The organism is Mesorhizobium intechi, assembly GCF_002879535.1.
Lineage (GTDB): Bacteria > Pseudomonadota > Alphaproteobacteria > Rhizobiales > Rhizobiaceae > Mesorhizobium > Mesorhizobium intechi.
Genome location: NZ_PNOT02000298.1, coordinates 1 through 20,226, shown reverse-complemented (window position 1 = coordinate 20,226; position 20,226 = coordinate 1). Strand labels below are relative to the sequence as shown.

The window sequence follows — 20,226 nt, the reverse complement described above, 5'->3', positions numbered from 1 at the left end:
CGCGCGATGAAGACCGGCCTCACCACATCGGTGATCTTGCACACGGCGGTGCTGGCCTTCGGCCTGTTCACGCTTTCGGCGCCGGCCGCGCTTCCGTCCGCCGATGTCGAGTCGGTTGCGGTCGATATCGTGCCTATGGAAGCCATCGCGCAGACCTTGCAGGGCGACAAGAAGGCCGTGATGCATGAAAAGCCGGCGCCGTTGCCGACGCAGCGCCCGGATATCGTGCCGGCTTCGCAGAAGGTCGGCGAAAACAGCGTCGACACCGACAAGCCGATAACGCCGGAGGCCAAGCCGAAGCCGGTCGACATGACCTCGGCCCCGCCGCCGGCGCCGACTCCCAAGGAGACGCCGAAGACCGAGGACGTACCGAAGCCGCAGGAAAAGCCGAAGCCCATTCCGGCGACGGAAGTGGCGCCGGCGCCGACGCCTAAGGAAGAGGTCAAGCCCGAGCCGGTCAAGCAGACCGAGCCGAAGCCGACGCCGGCCAAGCCGGCGCCGACCCCGCCGCAGCAAGACAAGACCGCCGCCATCGATCCGACACCCGAGGTCAAGCCGGACGCGGTCGCCGAGGCCATAGCCAAGGATCCGCCGACCGAAGAGACGCAATTGCCGAGCTCGGCGCCCGCGCCTGAAGCGCGGCCGAAGCCGCAGCCGGCACCGGCTGAAAGCGCCAAGGCGCCTGAACGCAAGGATGCCGACAAGCCGGTCAAGGAAGCGTCGTCGAAACCGAAATCCGACGACAAGCAGTTCAACGCCAACGAGATCTCCGCGCTCCTGGACAAGCAGAAGCCGTCCGGCGGCGGCGCCAAGCGCTCGACCCAGCAGGCCTCGCTCGGCGGCGACAAGGACCAGGGCCAGAAGCTGTCGAAGTCGGAACAGGGCGCCCTGGAAAGCCAGTTGGGCGGTTGCTGGACATTGCCTGTCGGCCTCGAGGGCTCGGAGAATTTCGTCGTGGTCGTGCGCTTCAACCTGGACAATTCCGGCAAGCTCGACGGCCGTCCGTCCGTTGAAAAGTCGAGCGGCAACCGGCAGTTCGATGAAAGCGCGGTTCGCGCGGTTCAGAAATGCGACGTAGCCGGCCTGCAGGTTCCTGCCGGCAAGCAGGACATCTGGAACGACATCCGGGTCACTTTCGATCCAAGGGAGATGCTCGGCCTCTAGGCCTGGCGCCCAACCAATCAAAAGAAGAGAAGCGAGAAGATATGAGATCCTTCCTCAAGCCGCTCCTGACGATTGCAGCCATGGCGCTGGGCATGACGGCCGTGGTCCCCATGCCGGCATGGGCGCTCGTCGAGCTCAACGTCAACAAGGGCAATGTCGAGCCGCTGCCGATCGCCGTAACGGATTTCCAGGGTGGCGACGCGCTTGGCGCGCAGATTTCCCAGATCGTCACGGCCGACCTGAAGCGTTCCGGCCTGTTCGCGCCGATCGACAAGAGCGCCTTCATCGAGAAGATCTCGAACCCGGATGCCGCACCCCGCTTCGACGACTGGAAGGTGATCAACGCGCAGGCGCTGGTCACCGGCAGCGTCAGCAAGGAGGCCGATGGGCGCATCCGTGCTCAGTACCGGCTTTGGGACACTTTTGCCGGACAGCAGATGTCGGGTGAGCAGTTCTTCGCCAACGATGCCAACCAGCGCCGCGTCGCCCACATCATCGCCGACGCCATCTATGAACGGCTGACCGGCGAGAAGGGCTATTTCGACACGCGCGTGGTGTTCATCGACGAATCCGGCGCCAAGAACGCGCGCAAGAAGCGCCTGGCCATCATGGACCAGGATGGCGCCAATGTCCGCTATCTCTCGGACGGTCGCTCGATCGTGCTGACGCCGCGTTTCTCGCCGAACCGGCAGGAAATCACCTACATGTCCTATGAAAGCGGCCAGCCGCGGGTCTATCTGCTGCAGATCGAGACCGGGCAGCGCGAACTGGTCGGCAATTTCCCCGGCATGACGTTTGCGCCGCGCTTCTCGCCGGACGGCCAGAAGGTGATCATGAGCCTGCTGCGCGACGACGGCAATTCCAACATTTTCGCCATGGACCTGCGCAGCCGCTCGACGACGCGGCTGACCAACTCGACCGCCATCGACACCTCACCCTCCTATTCGCCCGACGGCAGCAAGGTGGTGTTCACCTCGGACCGCGGCGGCCGCGCGCAGATCTATGTCATGGGCGCCGACGGCTCGGGCCAGACACGCATATCCTTCGGCGACGGCGTCTATTCCACGCCGGTGTGGTCGCCGCGCGGCGATCTCATCGCCTTCACCAAGCAGACCGGCGGTGAATTCCAGATCGGCGTCATGAAGACCGACGGCTCGGGCGAGCGCATCCTGTCGTCCGGTTTCCAGCAGGAAGGACCGACCTGGGCTCCAAACGGCCGCGTGCTGATGTTCTTCCGCGACTCCAATGGTGGGCCGAAACTGGTTTCGGTCGACCTCACCGGCCGCAACGAGCAGCCGATCCCGACGGCGAACTTCGCGTCGGACCCCGCTTGGTCGCCCTTGCTGGAATAGCGTCGGCCGAATTGCCACACATGCTGAAAAGGGGCCGTTTGGGCGCCTTTTCCATGCCTTCGTCGCGTTTTGGCCGCATTTCCGCCTAGGGTCCGCGCCAACTGTGCCCCGCGATCAAAGGTTGCGGACGGGCGGCCTAAACCAAATTTTAACCGTGTTTCTTGAATGCCGGTTAACCCAAACGTGGTTACTGGGTGATCAACGAAATCACTCGAAATGCGAAGGAGAGGCGGCATGGGCCGTATCGCAGCACTTACCAGAAACCCGGTCATGATCGCGCTGGTGGCGATGCTCGCCATTGCCGGTTGCGCTTCGAAGAAGACGCCCAACAGCGCCGCCGATCTCGGCCTCAACGGTGCCGGTGCGGCAACGCCCGGCTCGGCACAGGACTTCACCGTCAACATTGGCGACCGGATCTTCTTCGATACGGACTCGTCCTCGATCCGCGCCGACGCGCAGACCACGCTCGCCCGCCAGGCGCAGTGGCTGAACCAGTACAAGCAATATGCAATCGTCGTCGAAGGTCACGCCGACGAACGCGGCACGCGCGAATACAATCTGGCGCTCGGCGCCCGCCGCGCTGCCGCCGCCCGCGACTTTCTCGTTTCCAAGGGTGTCGCTTCGAGCCGCCTGAAGACCATTTCCTACGGCAAGGAACGTCCGGTCGCGGTGTGCGACGACATCTCCTGCTGGTCGCAGAATCGCCGCGCCGTCACCACTCTCAGCGGCGCCGGCTCCTGAGCCGGCCGCGCGTCGGGAGACGCGATCGCGCCGACTGGCAAAAATACAACACAGCTTCGCGAAAGGCGGCCTTCGGGCCGCCTTTTTCATATCCGGGTGCCCGAAACAAAATTTGGCCGAAGTCTCGCGTCCTGCTATGAGCCGAGGGCGCTTGGCTGGTCCCATTCTGATTGGAAGGCGCGAACAGACTAACGACACACGGCGAGAGGCACATGCATTTGAGATCGGTTCTGAGCGGCACGCTTGCGGCGCTGCTCCTATCAGGCTTCACCGCCCTGGCAAGCGGTCCGGCGGCAAGCGGCCCAGGGCAGTCAACCGACAGCGGCTTTTCCTTCCATCTGCCGAGCATCGAGTTGCCGAGCCTCTTCGGCGACAAGAAGAAACCCGACAAGGTCCAGTTCGCGCAGCAGTCGAACGGTGCCGGCGCGACCGGGCTCGAAGACCAGCTGCGCCAGATGAACGGCAAGATCGAAGAGCTCAATTTCCAGATCCTGCAGATGCAGGAACAGATGCGCAAGCAGCAGGAAGACAACGAGTTCCGCTTCCAGCAGCTTGAGGGCGGCGCGCAAGGCGGACAGCCTCCGGCGCAGAAGAAATCCGACGCCACCACCGACACCAACACCGACGTGGCGGCGGCTCCGGCAACCCAGGCTCCGGCCGATGCCGGCGCCGCGCCTGGCGGTAATCAGTCCGCCGGCGGCAAGACGGTCGAGGACGTCATCGTGGAGTCGCCCGATGGCGACCCCGGCAAGGTGATTCCCGGCACGGGAGCCCCGGAGAAGACCTTTGGTGCCATCACCGTCGACAAGAACGGCAATGTGATCGATGCCGGCGGCAACACCCAGTCGACCGCCCCGGTGCAAGACACGGCTCCCGCCACCAAGGCCCCGTCCAAGGCCGGCAAGTCCAATGGCACGATCGTCGCGGCGCTGCCTTCCACCAACGACCCGGAAGAGCTCTACCGCAATTCCTATCAGTTCATCCTGTCGGGCGACTACAGCACCGCCGAACAGGGTTTTCGCGATCATATCTCGCGCTTCCCGCGCGATACGAAGGCGGCGGACGCGCATTACTGGCTGGGTGAATCGCTGCTTGGCCAGCAGAAATACCGCGACGCGGCCGAGGTCTTCCTCGCCGCCAGCAAGGACTACCCCAAGGCCAAGAAGGCGCCCGACATGCTGTTGAAGCTCGGCGTGTCGCTGGTCGGCCTCAAGCAGCACGACGTCGCCTGCGCCACCTTCAGCGAAGTCGGCAAGCGCTACCCCGACATCTCCAATGCACTCAAGGAACGCGTCAAGCAGGAGAAGGCCCTGGCTGCGTGCTGATCTTTCCCGGGCATGTCTTGGTCCCACGACCGCGACCGCTTTTGGACGACATGCGTTGATGCTCGACACCGAGCCTGATCTTTCGACCAGGCTTTTTTCGCCTATCGATTTTACCCGCGGCGCCATTGCGGCCGTGTCCGGCGGCAGCGACTCGACCGCCCTGCTTCTCCTTCTCAAACGGCATCTCGCCCGAACCGCATCGTCCGCGAAGCTGCTGGCTGTGACCATCGACCATGGCTTGCGTCAGGGTTCGGCAGCCGAGGCGCAAGCCGTGGCGAGGCTGTGCGCTGAGCGCGGCATTGCCCACCGCACCCTGGTGTGGTCTGGGCGCAAGCCATCGACCGGTCTGCCGGCGGCGGCGCGAGAAGCGCGCTACCATCTGCTGGCCGAGGCGGCGCGCGCGGAAGGCATCCCCCTGATCGTCACCGGTCATACCGCCGACGACCAGGCCGAAACGGTGCTGATGCGGCATGCACGCGACCGCGAGCTTGCCGGGATCGCAGGTCGTGGGCTTGCCGGCATGGCGCCGGCCACCCTCTATGATTGGCGCGAGTGGATCGTTCGCCCGCTTCTGGGGATGCGGCGCTCGGCGCTTCGCGATTTCTTGCGGCATGAACATGTCGGCTGGGCCGATGACCCGACCAATACCGATGAGGCCTTCGAGCGGCCGCGCGTGCGCGCAGCACTTGCCGGGGAAAGTGCCGGGCTTATGGAGAATGCACTGCTGCTCGCCGGCCAGGCCGCCGTCGAGCGCAGGCAGGTCGGCGCAAGCGCCGCCGGCCTGATCCGCCGCTTCGCCAGACAGCCGAGCACGGGCCTCATCCGGCTTGATCCGGCAATGCTGGCCGCGGATGACGACCGGGCGACCCACTATGCGTTGCGCATCCTGCTGGCCACCGCCGGAGGCGTTGCCTTCCTGCCGGACCAGGCGCGCAGCGCCGCGCTGTTGGGCCGGCTGAAGGCCGGATTTCTTTGCGCCACATTGTCGCGGACGGTGGTCGATTTCCGGCGAACCGGTCTGTTCCTGCATCGCGAGGCGCGGAGTTTGCCGCCCGCCGCAACCGCCGTCGATGACACCCTTTGGGATGGCCGCCGCCACATCACATTGAACGACAGGTGCGGCGCATTGTTGATCGCACCGTTGGGTGCGGCAGCAGCGAGACGGCTGGCGATCGATGATGGGGAAACCCCGGCAGGCCTGATGCGCGCAGCATTGGCCGCGGAACCGGCCTTGCGGCAAGCCCTGGAAAACCCTGCTTTGCCGCAGGGCGAACCGGGATCGCCAGCGTTCGCGGCGCGGCCGGTCGTGTCGCCTTTTGCCCGCTTCCTGCCGTCCTTCGATCTGGCGCCGGCGCTGGCCGTCGCCGAACTGATCGGCGCGTCACCGCTTCCCGCTTCGCCATTGGGCGGCCACAGTGCCGATTGACGGTGGTCGAAAGCTTAACCCATACATGCTGTTCTGCTTGGCAAGGGGATACGCTCTCCCTATGTTAGGCCCAAGTTTCCTCTCATGATGCTGTCCGTGCGCGGACGCCAACGGGACAATTGATGAATCCGAACTATCGCAACCTCGCGCTCTGGGCGATCATAGCGGTCCTGCTCATCGCTCTCTTCAATCTGTTCCAGACGCCGCAGACGCGCGGAGCTTCGAGCGATGTGCCTTATTCGCAGTTCCTGCAGGATGTCGCGGCCGGCCGGGTCAAGACGGTGACCATTGCAGGCGCCCGCATCACCGGCACCTACACCGACAATTCCACCGGTTTCCAGACCTATTCGCCCGGCGATCCCCAACTGGTCTCGCGGCTGCAGGACAAGAACGTCACCATCAATGCGCGGCCCGAGACCGACGGTTCCAATTCGCTGTTCAGCTACCTGATCTCCTGGCTGCCGATGATCCTGATCCTTGGCGTCTGGATATTCTTCATGCGCCAGATGCAGTCCGGATCCGGGCGGGCCATGGGTTTTGGCAAGTCGAAGGCCAAGCTTCTGACGGAGGCGCATGGCCGCGTCACCTTCCAGGACGTCGCCGGCGTCGATGAAGCCAAGGAAGATCTGGAAGAGATCGTCGAGTTCCTGCGCGATCCGCAGAAGTTCCAGCGCCTCGGCGGCAAGATTCCGCGCGGCGTGCTTCTGGTCGGTCCTCCCGGCACTGGCAAGACGCTGCTCGCCCGCTCGGTCGCCGGCGAAGCCAACGTGCCGTTCTTCACCATTTCGGGTTCGGACTTCGTCGAGATGTTCGTCGGCGTCGGTGCATCCCGCGTGCGTGACATGTTCGACCAGGCCAAGAAGAACGCGCCCTGCATCATCTTCATCGACGAAATCGACGCGGTCGGGCGCCATCGTGGCGCCGGCCTCGGCGGCGGCAATGACGAGCGCGAGCAGACCCTGAACCAGTTGCTGGTCGAGATGGATGGCTTCGAATCCAACGAAAGCATCATCCTGATCGCCGCCACCAACCGTCCCGACGTGCTCGATCCGGCGCTGCTGCGTCCGGGCCGTTTCGACCGCCAGGTGGTGGTGCCGAACCCCGACATCGTCGGCCGCGAGAAGATCCTCAAGGTGCATGTGCGCAACGTGCCGCTGGCGCCCAATGTCGACCTCAAGGTCGTTGCCCGCGGAACGCCGGGCTTCTCCGGCGCCGACCTGATGAACCTGGTCAACGAATCGGCGCTGATGGCGGCGCGGCGCAACAAGCGCCTCGTCACCATGGCCGAGTTCGAGGACGCCAAGGACAAGATCATGATGGGCGCCGAGCGCCGCTCGTCGGCCATGACCCAGGCCGAGAAGGAGTTGACCGCCTATCACGAAGCCGGTCACGCCATACTGGCGCTCAACGTGCCGTCGGCCGACCCGCTGCACAAGGCCACAATCATTCCGCGTGGCCGCGCGCTCGGCATGGTCATGCAGTTGCCGGAAGGCGACCGCTATTCGATGAGCTACAAATACATGATCTCACGCCTTGCCATCATGATGGGCGGCCGCGTCGCCGAGGAGTTCAAGTTCGGCAAGGAGAACATCACCTCGGGAGCTTCCTCGGACATCGAGCAGGCGACCAAGCTGGCGCGCGCCATGGTCACGCGCTGGGGCTTCTCCGACAAGCTCGGCCATGTCGCCTATGGCGACAACCAGGAGGAAGTGTTCCTGGGCCATTCGGTGGCGCGCACGCAGAACATCTCGGAAGAGACCGCGCAGATCATCGACGCCGAAGTGCGCCGCCTGATCGACGAGGCCTATTCGACGGCGAAGTCCGTGCTGACCAAGAAGAAGAAGGAATGGATCGCGCTGGCGCAGGGGCTGCTCGAATACGAGACGCTGTCTGGCGACGAGATCAAGCAGCTGATCGCCGGCGAGAAGCCCGCGCGCGACCTCGGCGACGACACGCCGCCCAGCCGCGGCTCGGCCGTGCCGAAGTCCGGCGGCCGCCGCAAGAAGGGTCCCGAGCCCGAAGGCGGCATGGAGCCGCAGCCATCGAGCTGAGCCGGGGCCGACAGCAGATCCTCGGGACAAGCCCGAGGATCACGGCCCAACGGCTGCGTGACCGCTTTATCCGCCGTATTCGATTTTTATGATTCAGCTTTCAGCCGCGCATTGCACAGGCTGTAATAACCGCCGCCCTTCTGGATCCAGCGAAGGCCGTTCAACGTACCCGCCTCCTTGTTGCCGTGGTAACCCTGCAGGCAGGTCTTCATCCGCGCCTTCGCGGGCTTTTCGGTCTTGAACTCGGCGGCGAGGGTGGTTGGGAATGTCACGCCTGGCGGCGCTACAGTGGGGGCGACCGCCGCGTCGGTTTCCTTTTTCGGCTGCGGCGCGGTTTTGACGGTATCCCCGCTGACACTCTCCGAAGCGGGCGTCGCGCATTTCTCCTTGCGGAAGGCGGCCCAGTCCATGCCGTTCAGAGTGCCGCCTTCTTTGGCTGTCCGATAGGTCTCGCCGCATTCCTTCATCGTCAGTGCGCTTGCAGGGGCGACGCTCCAAGCAACCGATGCCGTCACAGCCAATACCGCCAACTTCAAATTGGGCATAAGATCCTCCCGGTTGATAACAAGTTAGACGCCCTTTTGTATACTGTTTGTTCCCGATATGTTCAACCGAAATCTTTGGGAGCTAACGATAAGCCCGGCGGTGAGTAGTGTGGGCGAATTGATGCCGACAGCTCCCGCAATAGATGCGAGCAAGGTCGCGGGCGTCGTCGCGAGCAACAAAAAGGCCCGCGAAGCTGATCTATCGCGGGCCCTTGCCTGTCCTTGCCGGACTTTCCGTCTAACTCAATTCGATCTCAACCGGCTCATGCCTCATCGATCCGGGGGAATGCTTAGCTTAGCCCTTCAGCTTGGCATTGCACAGGCTGTAGAAGCCGCCGCCCTTCTGGATCCACTTCAGGCCGCCAAGCGCATTGGCATCCTTGAGGGTATAGTACTGGTCGAGGCAGGTGTGCATGCGGCCCTTTCCGGGGGTCTCGCTGGCATATTTCGGCGAGATCGCGGACGGGAAGGTGACCCCCTTGGGCGCAACCGTCGTCGGCTTCGCCGGCTCCTTGGTGTAGTTTGCTTCGCTCGGAGCAGGCACGCTGTCGTCATCGGCAGCGGCGGCGCCGCATTCGGCCTTGCGGAAGTCGTTCCACTTCTGGCCCTTCAGCGTGTTCGCCGTCTTCGCGGCCTGGTACTTTGCGCTGCATTCGGCCATGGTGAGGCCCTTGCCGTCGGCGGGAGCCGCGGCTGCCTTGGTGGTTGCCGGCTTGGTGGCGTCGGCGGCGGCGGATGCGCCGGCGGCACATTCGGTCTTGCGGAAGTCGTTCCACTTCATGCCGTTCAGCGTGCCGGCGGCCTTCGCCGCCTGGTACTTGGCGCTGCATTCCTTCGCCGTCAGGCCTTTCGCGGCACCCGCGTCGGCGGCTGCTGCCTTGGCCGCCTTGGCCGGCTTGGTTTCGGCTGCCTTCTTCGTGTCGGCAGGCTTGGTATCCGTGGTGGCGGCGGCATCGGTGCCGCATTGCGCCTTGCGGAACTGGTTCCAGGTCTGTCCAGCCAGTGTCCCCGCATCCTTGGCGGCGTTATACTTCGTGCTGCACTCGGCCATCGTCAGTGCGTTGGCTGGCGCGGCCAGGAACAACGTCACGACGGCGAGACCGGTCAAAGTGGCAAGTCGGTGGATGAGCATGGCGTTTCTCCGTTGCAGCAGCCCATTATACGTCCCAGCGAATCAATAACGCTCAACGGTCGGTTGCGCCAGATGCTAAGTGGCGTATATATCGCCCAAAGCTTGCTCCTCCCGACAAGGTGATGAAATCATTGTTCCTTGCCGGGTCAAAAACAAGATTTTCCGCGTGCAGCTGCCGCCTATAGCTCGCAGAACTGGTACATTGCAGCGCCGCGGCGCCATCATGTTGGACTGCCGCCTTGTCGTGTGCAGCGCACAACAATGATTTTCTAAGGATTGGTAACATATAATCACACAATGTGATCATGGCTCGCCGGTCAATTATGGCATTAAAATGCCGGCAAAGAACCGTCAGGGAATAGAACTCGCATGGCAGGGAATTACTTCGGCACGGACGGCATTCGCGGGCGCGCCAACAAGTTTCCGATGACCGCGGAAATCGCCATGCGGGTCGGCATGGCCGCCGGCCTTTCGTTCCAGCGCGGCAGCCACCGCCATCGCGTCGTCCTTGGCAAGGACACCAGGCTTTCCGGCTACATGATCGAGAATGCGATGGTGGCGGGTCTCTGCGCCGCCGGGATGGACGTGTTCCTGCTCGGCCCGATCCCGACCCCGGCCGTCGCCATGCTGGTGCGTTCACTGCGCGCCGATATCGGCGTCATGATCTCGGCTTCGCACAATCCCTATTACGACAACGGCATCAAGCTGTTCGGGCCGGATGGCTACAAGCTTTCGGACGAGATCGAAGAGCGCATCGAGGGCATGCTCGACAAGGATATCGAACTGACACTCGCCGATTCCGACGGGCTTGGCCGCGCCAAGCGTGTCGACGGCGTGCATGACCGCTATATCGAGTTCGCCAAGCGTACATTGCCGCGCTCAATGTCGCTTTCGGGCCTCAGGATCGTCGTCGATTGCGCCAATGGCGCTGCCTACAAGGTGGCGCCCGAGGCGCTGTGGGAACTCGGCGCCGAGGTGGTGGCCATCAATGTCGAGCCCAACGGCTTCAACATCAACAAGGAATGCGGCTCGACGCATCCGGCCGGCCTGCAGAAGAAAGTGCATGAAGTGCGCGCCGATATCGGCATCGCGCTCGATGGCGATGCGGACCGCGTCGTCATCGTCGACGAGAATGGCGCGATCGTCGACGGCGACCAGATCATGGCGATGATCGCCGAGTCCTGGCACCAGAGCGGACGGCTTGCCGGCGGCGGCGTGGTTTCGACGGTCATGTCCAATCTCGGCCTCGAACGCTTTCTCGGCGACATGAAACTGCAATTGCACCGCACCAAGGTCGGCGACCGCTATGTCGTGGAGCATATGCGCGCGCATGGGCTCAATGTCGGCGGCGAACAGTCCGGTCACATCGTGCTGTCGGATTTCTCGACCACCGGCGACGGCTTGGTGTCGGCGCTGCAGGTGCTGGCCTGCATCAAGCGCCAGGGACGCCCGGTCAGCGAACTGTCGAAGAAATTCGAGCCGGTGCCGCAACTGTTGAAGAATGTCCGTATCGCCGGCGGCAAGCCGCTCGAGGAAGCTCCGGTCAAGGCCGCGATCGAGGATGCGCGCAACCGTCTTGGCAAGGCCGGGCGTCTGGTCATCCGTCCGTCCGGCACCGAGCCGCTGATCCGTGTCATGGCCGAAGGCGACGATCCGCAACTGGTCGAGGCCGTCGTCAACGACATTGTCGAGGTCATTTCGGATACCCGCAGCGCAGCCTGATTTCTGGCGCGCCCTCGGCGTGTTTCACCGTTTCACGGAATTGCTCCAGAGCGCCGCGTCGCTGCTCCTGTTGCACTCAGGCCCGCCATTTCGGCGGGCTTTTTTATTGGCGGGAGACCGGCCCCGTACTGTCGAGATCATGCGCGGATTCCTCGAATTTTAGAGATTCGTGGTTAATCGACAGGGTTAAACGCCTTTTAACTTTTCCAATTCATTATCCACGCCTGAAAGCCAATCTCGTTCGGGCGCGATCGCGTTTCCGAGGGTTCCTAGGGGTGACAAGCATGTTCAATACAGCAAGAAAGGCCCTGTTCGCGTTGCTGTTCGCGGGCCTGGCCTGGCCGGTGTTCGCAGCCGACCTGCCTGAGCCGCAGGTCGAAGAGGCACCGCCGCCGGTCTACGAACAGCCGGCCGACGTCGGTGGCTGGTATATCCGTGGCGATATCGACTATCACAAGTCCGATGTGCGCGGCATTGACTACATGACCTACGGCATCGATCCCTGTAATTGTACGGTCATACCGGGCGGCAAGAGTTTCGACTACGGCAAGCTCAAGGGCGGCTTCTCGCTCGGCGGCGGCGTCGGCTACAAAATCAACGATCACCTGCGTACGGACGTGACCGCCGACTACTGGTTCAAGTCGAACTTCAACGGCGGCACCTCGGATCTCGTCTCGACGTCGACCGAAGTGTCGAAGATGAGCGCCCTGCTGCTGCTGGCCAATGCCTATGTCGATATCGGCACCTGGCACGGCATCACGCCTTATGTCGGCGCCGGTATCGGCGGCGCGCGCGTCAAGTGGGATACCGTCTACGACCCGAACACCACCGAGACCAACCCTGGAGCATCCAATTGGCGCTTCGCTTACGCTCTGATGGCCGGTGCCTCCTACTGCCTGACCGACAAGATCATTCTCGATGCCGGCTATCGTTTCTCCCATATTCAGGGCGGCCGCATGTTCGAATGGGATGCCAGCAGCGCCGGCCCGGGTTTCGACCGCGGCATCAACACCCACGAGGTGCGCGGCGGCCTGCGCTATCAGTTCGGTGGCAACAATGGGTGCGCGGCACCGGTGGTGGCCTACCAGCCCGAACCTGAGCCGGTCTACACCAAGTAAGAAATCCACTGCTTCCAGTATACGCGAACCGCCCGGCTTGACCGGGCGGTTTTCGTTTGAGCCAATGAAGCGCCCGGACAGGGAGGACAGTTTGGAGCGCCATGTATTAGCTGAAATGAATTCGCTAACGCTCTGTTAGCCTTAACCGTGACTTAACCACTATGGTTAACAATGCTCCCTGAAACGATGGCTGCCGTGTTGATCGCAGGTGTCGTCAAATCCGGGAGTCGGGACTATGACACTCACATCGCGTATCGTACTGGCGCTTGCCGGACTCGGTCTCTTGCCGCTGACGCCGGCAATCGCTGCCGACTACGACCCGCCGATCTACACCGATCAGGCGCCCGACTATGTGCCGGTCGAGGTCGGCTCCGGCTGGTATCTGCGCGGTGACGTCTCCTATCTGGTGCAGAAGAGCTTCAAGAACGATGATTTCGCCTTCACGCCGGCGAGCTTCGACGAAAAGGAAGATCCGATCTTTGCCAGCATCGGCTTTGGCTACCACTTCAACGACTTTCTGCGCGCCGATCTCAATCTCGGCTATCTCCCCGGCAACAAAATCGGCATTGGCTACGACGATTCACTGAGCATCGTGCCACCGGCAACCTCCACTGTCGCATCGGCGGACCTGAAGAATTACGCCTACTCGCTCATGCTCAACGGCTATGTCGACCTTGGCACTTATGTCGGGATCACCCCTTATCTGGGCGGTGGCGTCGGTATCGTGCAGAGCACGCGCAAGCTCTCGGCCAGCTATTTCACCAACAATGGCGATCCCACCGACGATTTCGTCCAGACGGACGACAAGACGAAGTACTCCTTGGCCTATACGCTGAATGCGGGCCTTGCCTACCAGGTTTCAAAAAACGTTTCGGTCGACCTCGGCTATCAGTATTTCTCCGCCCCGGATGCCGAATATGTTACGGCCGCAAGTCTGACCTCCTTCCCGGTCCACAAGGGCATCAGCAATCACCAGATCAAGCTCGGGCTGCGCTACGATCTCTGGTAGGCCAGGAACCCGGCGAGACTTTAGCGGCGGATCCCAGCGGTCCGCCGTTCGCGCTTGAGATCACGCGATCCTGACCGCGGATCGCCGGTGTCCCGGCAGCGACAAAAACTTTCCTCTTGACGCCCGAGGCCTGAACGCATATCGCCGTCCGTGGGCCACCCCTCCCCAACGAGGGGCCACTATCTGGAAGGATAGACCACGATGACCACACATACGAAGCCCGGACTCCGTCCGGCAAACCCCAATTTCTCCTCAGGTCCCTGCGCAAAACGCCCCGGCTGGTCGGTCGAGGCGCTCAAGAATGCCGCGCTCGGCCGTTCCCATCGCGCCAAGATCGGCAAGATCAAGCTCGAACAGGCGATCGCGTTGACGCGCGAAATCCTCCAGGTTCCAGCCGACTACCGCATCGGCATCGTGCCGGCGTCGGATACGGGCGCCGTCGAGATGGCGCTGTGGTCGCTGCTCGGCGAGCGCGGCGTCGACATGGTCGCCTGGGAAAGCTTCGGCTCCGGGTGGGTCACCGACGTGGTCAAGCAGCTGAAGCTGCCCGACGTGCGCAAGCTCGAGGCCGGCTATGGCGAATTGCCGGATCTGGCCAAGATCGATTTCGACCGCGACGTTGTCTTCACCTGGAACGGCACCACGTCGGGCGTGCGCGTGCCGAATGGTGACTTCATCCCGGCGGATCGCAAGGGCCTGACCATCTGCGACGCCACTTCGGCGGCTTTCGCGCAAAGGCTCGATTTCGAAAAGCTCGATGTCGTCACTTTCTCCTGGCAGAAAGTACTGGGCGGCGAGGGCGCGCATGGCATCCTGATCCTGTCGCCTCGCGCGGCCGCGCGGCTGGAGAGCTACAAGCCTGCATGGCCGCTGCCGAAAATCTTTCGCCTGACCTCCGGCGGCAAGCTGATCGAGGGCATTTTCAAGGGCGAGACCATCAACACGCCGTCGATGCTGTGCGTCGAGGACTATCTCGACGCGCTGCACTGGGCGAAGTCGATCGGTGGCCTCGATGCGCTGGTCGCCAGGGCGGATGCCAATGCCGCCGTGCTCGACGGATTCGTCGACAAGTCCTTGTGGCTCGGCCATCTCGCCGTCCAGCCGACGACGCGGTCGAACACCTCGGTCTGCTTGTCTTTCACCGATGCCGATGTGGCGGCGCTCGACGCCGACGGTCAGGCGGCTTTCGCCAAGGGGCTGGTCTCGGCGCTCGACAAGGAAGGTGTCGCCCACGACATCGGCTCCTATCGCGACGCGCCGCCCGGCCTGCGTATCTGGTGCGGTGCGACGGTCGAGACATCGGATCTCGAGGCGCTGCTGCCCTGGCTCGATTGGGCCTTCGCCGCGCAGAAGGCGTCGCTGAAAGCGGCGGCCTGAGACTTTCCGCGGCGGCCCGCGGGCCGCCCATTCCCGGATCAATCCCATTTCAAGGAGGCCGCCATGGCGCCCCGCGTTCTCGTCTCTGACAAACTCTCTCCCACCGCCGTGCAGATCTTCAAGGATCGCGGCGTCGAGGTCGACTATCTGCCCGACCTCGGCAAGGACAAGGAAAAGCTGCTCGAAGTGATCGGCCAGTATGACGGCCTCGCCATCCGCTCGGCGACCAAGGTCACCGAAAAGCTGATCAACGCCGCCACCAGGCTCAAGGTCATCGGCCGCGCCGGCATAGGCGTCGACAATGTCGATATCCCGGCGGCGAGCCGCAAGGGTATCATCGTGATGAACACGCCCTTCGGCAATTCGATCACGACAGCCGAGCATGCCGTGGCGATGATCTTCGCGCTGGCGCGCCAGATCCCGGAAGCCAACGCCTCGACCCATGCCGGGAAGTGGGAGAAGAACCGCTTCATGGGTGTCGAGATCACCGGCAAGACGCTGGGCGTCATCGGCTGCGGCAATATCGGCTCGATCGTCGCCACGCGCGGCGTCGGCCTGAAGATGCATGTCATCGCCTTCGACCCGTTCCTGTCGGACAAGCGTGCCGAGGAACTCGGCGTCGACAAGGTCGAGCTCGATGAGCTGTTCGCGCGCGCGGACTTCATCACGCTGCACACGCCACTGACCGACAAGACGCGCAACATCATCGACGCCGGCGCAATCGCCAAGATGAAGAATGGCGTGCGCATCATCAATTGCGCGCGCGGCGGGCTGATCGTCGAGGCCGATCTGATCGCGGCGTTGAAGAGCGGCAAGGTGGCGGGCGCCGGCATCGACGTGTTCGAGGTGGAACCGGCCGAGCAGAACGCCCTGTTCGGCCTGGAAAACGTGGTGGCGACGCCGCATCTCGGCGCCTCGACGGCGGAAGCGCAGGAGAATGTCGCGCTGCAGGTCGCCGAGCAGATGTCGGACTATCTGATCAAGGGCGCCGTCTCCAACGCCATCAACATGCCGTCGATCACGGCGGAAGAAGCGCCGCGGCTCAAACCCTTCGTCAAACTCGCCGAAGTGCTCGGCGCCTTTGTCGGCCAGGTCACCGAGGATCCGATCACGGAGGTCGAGATCCTGTTCGACGGCTCAACCGCGACGATGAACACACGCGCGCTGATCAGCGCCGCGCTTGCCGGGCTCATCCGGCCGCAGGTCTCCGACGTCAACATGGTTTCGGCCCCGATCATGGTCAAGGAGCGCGGCATCATCGTCGCCGAGGTCAAGCGCGACAAGTCGGGGGTGTTCGACGGCTACATCAAGCTGACGGTCAAGACCGAGCACAGGACGCGCTCGATCGCCGGCACCTGCTTCTCGGACGGCAAGCCGCGCTTCATCCAGATCAAGGGCATCAACCTCGACGCCGAGGTCGGCCAGCACATGCTCTACACCACCAACGCCGATGCGCCCGGCATCATCGGCCTGCTGGGCACGGTGTGCGGCGAGAATGGTGTGAACATCGCCAACTTCCAGCTTGGCCGCAACCGGCCGGGCGGCGACGCCATCGCGCTGCTCTATCTCGACGCGCCGTTCCCGGAAAAGGTGCTGGAGCAGGTGCGGGCGCACAAGTCGATCGACTCGGCCAAGCGGCTCCAGTTCGACGTCGGCGGGATCTGATCCCGCTTTCGGCAGCGTTGGAAGGCGCGGCCTCTGTCGCGCCTTCTTGCTGGTCAGCGCGCCCTGGCCGGCCGGGCGGTCGCGCTCTTGCGCCCGCTATGTTCGGCAAGCCCGATGCCGCCCAGCACGAGCACAAGCGCCAGGGCCTGATAGAGCTGGAACGTCTCGCCGACGATCAACACCGAAAGCAGCGTGCCGAAGATCGGCACCAGGTTGATGAACAGGCCGGCGCGGTTGGCGCCGATCAGTTCGTTGCCCCTGATGTAGGCTATCTGCGAGACGACCGAGGCGCCGATCGCGGTGTAGACGATGACCGTCCAGCCGCGTGCGTCGGGCACGATGGCCTTGCCGGCGGCGACCTCCCACAGCACGAAGGGCAGCGAGGTGATGAGCGCGGCGATCGACATGGCCAGCATCAGGCTCTGCCAGCGCAGCGCTGGCTTCAGCCGCAGCCCGACCGAATAGCCGCTGTAAAGGACGACCGCCACCAGCATGATGGCGTCGCCGAAATTGAGCTCCAGCGTCAGCAGCCGGCGGGGATCGCCGTGGCAGGCAGTCAGGATCACGCCGGCAATGGTCAGCACGACGCCGACGATCTGCGCCCAGTTCACCCGCAGCCGGAAGAAGACGAAATTGGCCGTCATGATCAGGATCGGCATCGCCGCCTGTTCGATCGAGACGTTGATCGCCGTGGTGTAGTTGAGCGCCGTGTAGAAGATCACGTTGAACAGCGTGAAGCCGCTGGCGCCGAGTGCGGCCAGAATCAGCCAGTGCCGGCGCGCCACGGGCCAGTCCTCCTGGATCGTGCGCCAGCCGATCGGCAGCAGGATCGCCACCGCCAGCACCCAGCGCAGGAAGACCAGCATCATCGGCGAGACGTGATCGACCGCCAGCTTGCCGGCCACCGAATTGCCGCCCCACAGCAAGGTGGTGAGCAGCAGGAATAAGTAGGCGCTTCGATGCATCGCAAGATTCCGGCCGCGACGGATGCGTTGCGGTGTTTGCCGGCCTAGTGCCCCTCTTAGCCCAAGTAAATGATGTCAAAGCCGAAAATTGTTGTGCCTCAGGGCATTTTCGGCGGCAAAGAAAGGTCGCGCTCGCGAGGTCTTGACGCTATAGAGGCCTGTCGTTTCGAACCATATCCAAGCCGCTCGGCGGCGTCTCAAGGGAAAAGAAACATGGCCAATGTGGTGGTCGTCGGCTCGCAGTGGGGCGACGAAGGCAAGGGCAAGATCGTCGACTGGCTGTCGGAGCGCGCCGATGTCGTGGTGCGTTTCCAGGGCGGCCACAATGCCGGCCATACGCTGGTCGTCGACGGCAAGGTCTACAAGCTGTCGCTGTTGCCGTCCGGCGTCGTGCGGCAGGGCAAGCTGTCCATCATCGGCAATGGCGTGGTCTTCGATCCGCATGCTTTCGTGGCCGAAGCGGCAAAGCTTAAGGCGCAGGGCGTCGAAGTGACGCCGGATCGCCTGAAAATAGCCGAAAACACAGCGCTTATCCTGTCGCTGCACCGGGAGCTGGACGGATTCCGCGAGGACGCCGCGTCAAATTCCGGGACGAAAATTGGCACGACCCGTCGGGGCATCGGTCCGGCCTATGAGGACAAGGTGGGTCGGCGCGCGGTGCGGGTGATGGATCTGGCGGATTTGGAAACGCTGCCCCTGAAGGTCGACAGGCTGCTGACGCATCACAATGCGTTGCGCCGCGGGCTTGGCCATGGCGAAGTCACGCATGACGCGATCATGGCCGAGTTGACCTCGGTCGCGGACGAGATCCTGCCCTATATGGACCGTGTCTGGAAGATCCTCGACGACAAGCGCCGCGCCGGCGAGCGCATCCTGTTCGAGGGCGCGCAAGGCACGCTGCTGGACATCGACCACGGCACCTATCCGTTCGTCACCTCGTCCAACACGGTGGCCGGGCAGGCCGCCGCCGGGTCGGGCGTCGGTCCGGGCGCCATCGGCTATGTGCTCGGCATCACCAAGGCCTACACGACGCGCGTCGGCGAAGGTCCGTTCCCGACCGAACAGAAGAACGAGATCGGCGAATTCCTCGGCACGCGCGGCCATGAATTCGGCGTCGTCACCGGGCGCAAGCGACGCTGCGGCTGGTTCGACGCGGTGCTGGTGCGCCAGGCCGTCGCCGTCAACGGCATCAAGGGCATCGCGCTGACCAAGCTCGACGTGCTCGATGGGCTGGACCAGATCAAGGTCTGCACCGGATATCGCCTCGACGGCGAGATGATCGACTATTTGCCGGCAAGCCAGGGAGCACAGGCCCGTGTCGAACCGGTCTATGAGACGCTGGAAGGGTGGAAAGGCACCACCGCCGGTGCGCGCAGCTGGAACGATCTTCCGGCCCAGGCCGTCAAATATGTCCGATACATAGAGGAGTTGATCGGCGCGCCCGTGGCACTCCTCTCCACGAGCCCGGAACGGGACGACACAATACTTGTGACCGATCCGTTTCAAGACTAGTTTCTCAAGCCTTTCCGGGCATCGCGGCTGATTTGCGGGGGCCGGCGCGGAAGCAAAATACAGGTCGACCGAAGCATGGTAGATTTCGTTGCTATTCTGAAAAACGCGTTCGAAAAGCACGGCGACGAGACGCCGGAAAAGCGTACGCGCATCTATAACAGCGTTCGTACCATGCTTGCCAAGAAGCTTGCGGAGTATTCGCCGCCGATGGCCGCGGAAGCCATCGATACCCAGAAGCGCTTGCTGGAAGACGCTATCGCAAGTGCCGAGCGAACTTATGCCAAGAAGGTACCGGATGCCGATCCGCTCGCCGAGCTGGAACACATCTTTTCCTCCATCGACCGCAACAAGAACCAGCCGAGCCACACGCGCCAGCCTGTGAAGGCGGAGTCGGGATGGCCGGCGCCGCCTGCCGCCAAGCCCGAGCCGTCCCGTCCCGTGCCGCCGCCCGTCGCCAAGCCGGAACCTTACCGGCCTGCGCCGCCGCCTGCGGCCAAGACCGAGTCAAGCTGGCAGAAGCCCACGCCGGTGCAACCGGCGGCCTCCGACCTCGCCGATCCTGCCTTGCCGGGCATGGACACGGATCAAGAGGATGACCGCGGCGATGTCTTCCCGAACGACGAGGAGCCGGCGGCCTCCGACACTTTCCGCCTGCGCCCGGCCGAGCGCAAGCGCAGCTATGGCGGGCTGATCGCCGCCGTCGTCGCCTTGCTGGTCGTTGCCGGTGGCGGCTATGGGATCTGGCTCAACAAGGACGCCTTCGGCAAGCTGCTGGGCCTGGACGGCAGCAAGGTCGTCGCCAAGACCGAACCAGTGAAACCTGCGCCGGCCAAGCCGGCGAACGATGCCCCGGCGGCGCCTGCGCCCGCGGCGGGTGCCGAGGGGACGAAATTCACGCAGCGGCTGACGCCCGAAGGCGGCGAGACCGACCCCGGCCCGGCCGGTGGCCAAACCGGCATAGGCGAGGGTGAATCCGTCGCAGCGCTGACGACACCGCCATCGGCGACGAATGCGCCGGCGAATCCGGCTCCGGCCGCGCCCGCGGCACCGCCAGCCGCGGCGGCGCCTGCTGCCGCTACACCCGCGGCGGGGGCAGCGCCGGCCGCAACCCCGCCCGTCAAT

General features: G+C 63.7%; 15 protein-coding genes and 1 pseudogene. 13 read left to right on the top strand and 3 right to left on the bottom strand.

The window, feature by feature from the left end; genetic code table 11:
• Positions 1–6 precede the first annotated feature (6 nt).
• The 6 genes from tolA to ftsH all read left to right on the top strand — a co-directional run bounded on the left by tolA (position 7) and on the right by ftsH (position 8,059).
• The gene (gene tolA, locus C1D09_RS25525) at positions 7–1,164 is read left to right on the top strand and encodes a cell envelope integrity protein TolA (RefSeq protein ID WP_143976850.1); all 1,158 of its coding nucleotides are present in this window, start codon (positions 7–9) and stop codon (positions 1,162–1,164) included.
• A 41-nt stretch (positions 1,165–1,205) separates the two neighbouring features.
• Positions 1,206–2,516 (top strand): Tol-Pal system beta propeller repeat protein TolB, encoded by a 1,311-nt coding sequence (gene tolB, locus C1D09_RS25520; RefSeq protein ID WP_143976849.1) that lies wholly within the window; start codon positions 1,206–1,208, stop codon positions 2,514–2,516.
• Between the two features lie 234 nt (positions 2,517–2,750).
• A complete protein-coding gene (pal, locus tag C1D09_RS25515) occupies positions 2,751–3,257 on the top strand; it encodes a peptidoglycan-associated lipoprotein Pal (RefSeq protein ID WP_013892538.1) in 507 nt (168 codons plus the stop codon).
• Positions 3,258–3,469: 212 nt separating this feature from the next.
• Positions 3,470–4,582, top strand: a complete 1,113-nt coding sequence (gene ybgF / locus C1D09_RS25510) for a tol-pal system protein YbgF (RefSeq protein WP_143976848.1) — start codon at positions 3,470–3,472, stop codon at positions 4,580–4,582.
• A 58-nt stretch (positions 4,583–4,640) separates the two neighbouring features.
• Positions 4,641–6,008, top strand: coding sequence for a tRNA lysidine(34) synthetase TilS (tilS, locus tag C1D09_RS25505; protein ID WP_143976847.1), 1,368 nt, complete (start codon positions 4,641–4,643; stop codon positions 6,006–6,008).
• Positions 6,009–6,130: 122 nt separating this feature from the next.
• Positions 6,131–8,059 carry an ATP-dependent zinc metalloprotease FtsH gene (ftsH, locus tag C1D09_RS25500; RefSeq protein ID WP_143976846.1) on the top strand — a complete coding sequence of 643 codons (1,929 nt, stop codon included), beginning with the start codon at positions 6,131–6,133 and terminating at the stop codon, positions 8,057–8,059.
• Positions 8,060–8,145: 86 nt separating this feature from the next.
• On the opposite strand, the gene C1D09_RS25495 is transcribed toward ftsH, so the two are convergent.
• Both C1D09_RS25495 and C1D09_RS25490 read right to left on the bottom strand, forming a co-directional pair.
• Positions 8,146–8,604, bottom strand: coding sequence for a hypothetical protein (locus C1D09_RS25495; RefSeq protein ID WP_143976845.1), 459 nt, complete (start codon positions 8,602–8,604; stop codon positions 8,146–8,148).
• Between the two features lie 295 nt (positions 8,605–8,899).
• The gene (locus C1D09_RS25490; protein WP_143976844.1) at positions 8,900–9,736 is read right to left on the bottom strand and encodes a hypothetical protein; all 837 of its coding nucleotides are present in this window, start codon (positions 9,734–9,736) and stop codon (positions 8,900–8,902) included.
• A 369-nt stretch (positions 9,737–10,105) separates the two neighbouring features.
• Between C1D09_RS25490 and glmM the strand changes: the two genes are divergently transcribed.
• From glmM to serA, 5 genes are all read left to right on the top strand, one after another.
• Entirely contained in the window at positions 10,106–11,458 is a 1,353-nt protein-coding gene (glmM, locus tag C1D09_RS25485) for a phosphoglucosamine mutase (RefSeq protein WP_143976843.1), read from the top strand.
• Positions 11,459–11,742: 284 nt separating this feature from the next.
• Positions 11,743–12,576 carry an outer membrane protein gene (locus C1D09_RS25480; RefSeq protein WP_143976842.1) on the top strand — a complete coding sequence of 278 codons (834 nt, stop codon included), beginning with the start codon at positions 11,743–11,745 and terminating at the stop codon, positions 12,574–12,576.
• 235 nt (positions 12,577–12,811) lie between these two features.
• Positions 12,812–13,585 carry an outer membrane protein gene (locus C1D09_RS25475; protein WP_143976841.1) on the top strand — a complete coding sequence of 258 codons (774 nt, stop codon included), beginning with the start codon at positions 12,812–12,814 and terminating at the stop codon, positions 13,583–13,585.
• 201 nt (positions 13,586–13,786) lie between these two features.
• Positions 13,787–14,962, top strand: a complete 1,176-nt coding sequence (locus C1D09_RS25470; protein ID WP_143976840.1) for a phosphoserine transaminase — start codon at positions 13,787–13,789, stop codon at positions 14,960–14,962.
• Between the two features lie 63 nt (positions 14,963–15,025).
• Positions 15,026–16,627, top strand: coding sequence for a phosphoglycerate dehydrogenase (gene serA, locus C1D09_RS25465; protein ID WP_143976839.1), 1,602 nt, complete (start codon positions 15,026–15,028; stop codon positions 16,625–16,627).
• Positions 16,628–16,680: 53 nt separating this feature from the next.
• Here the strand turns inward: serA and C1D09_RS25460 are convergent, their stop codons facing one another.
• Positions 16,681–17,592 carry a DMT family transporter gene (locus C1D09_RS25460; RefSeq protein ID WP_143976838.1) on the bottom strand — a complete coding sequence of 304 codons (912 nt, stop codon included), beginning with the start codon at positions 17,590–17,592 and terminating at the stop codon, positions 16,681–16,683.
• Positions 17,593–17,805: 213 nt separating this feature from the next.
• Between C1D09_RS25460 and C1D09_RS25455 the strand changes: the two genes are divergently transcribed.
• Together C1D09_RS25455 and C1D09_RS25450 are read left to right on the top strand one after the other, a co-directional pair.
• Positions 17,806–19,104, top strand: coding sequence for an adenylosuccinate synthase (locus C1D09_RS25455; protein ID WP_143976837.1), 1,299 nt, complete (start codon positions 17,806–17,808; stop codon positions 19,102–19,104).
• A gap of 75 nt (positions 19,105–19,179) precedes the next feature.
• Positions 19,180–20,226 (top strand): annotated as a pseudogene (locus C1D09_RS25450) (hypothetical protein); the annotation flags it as partial.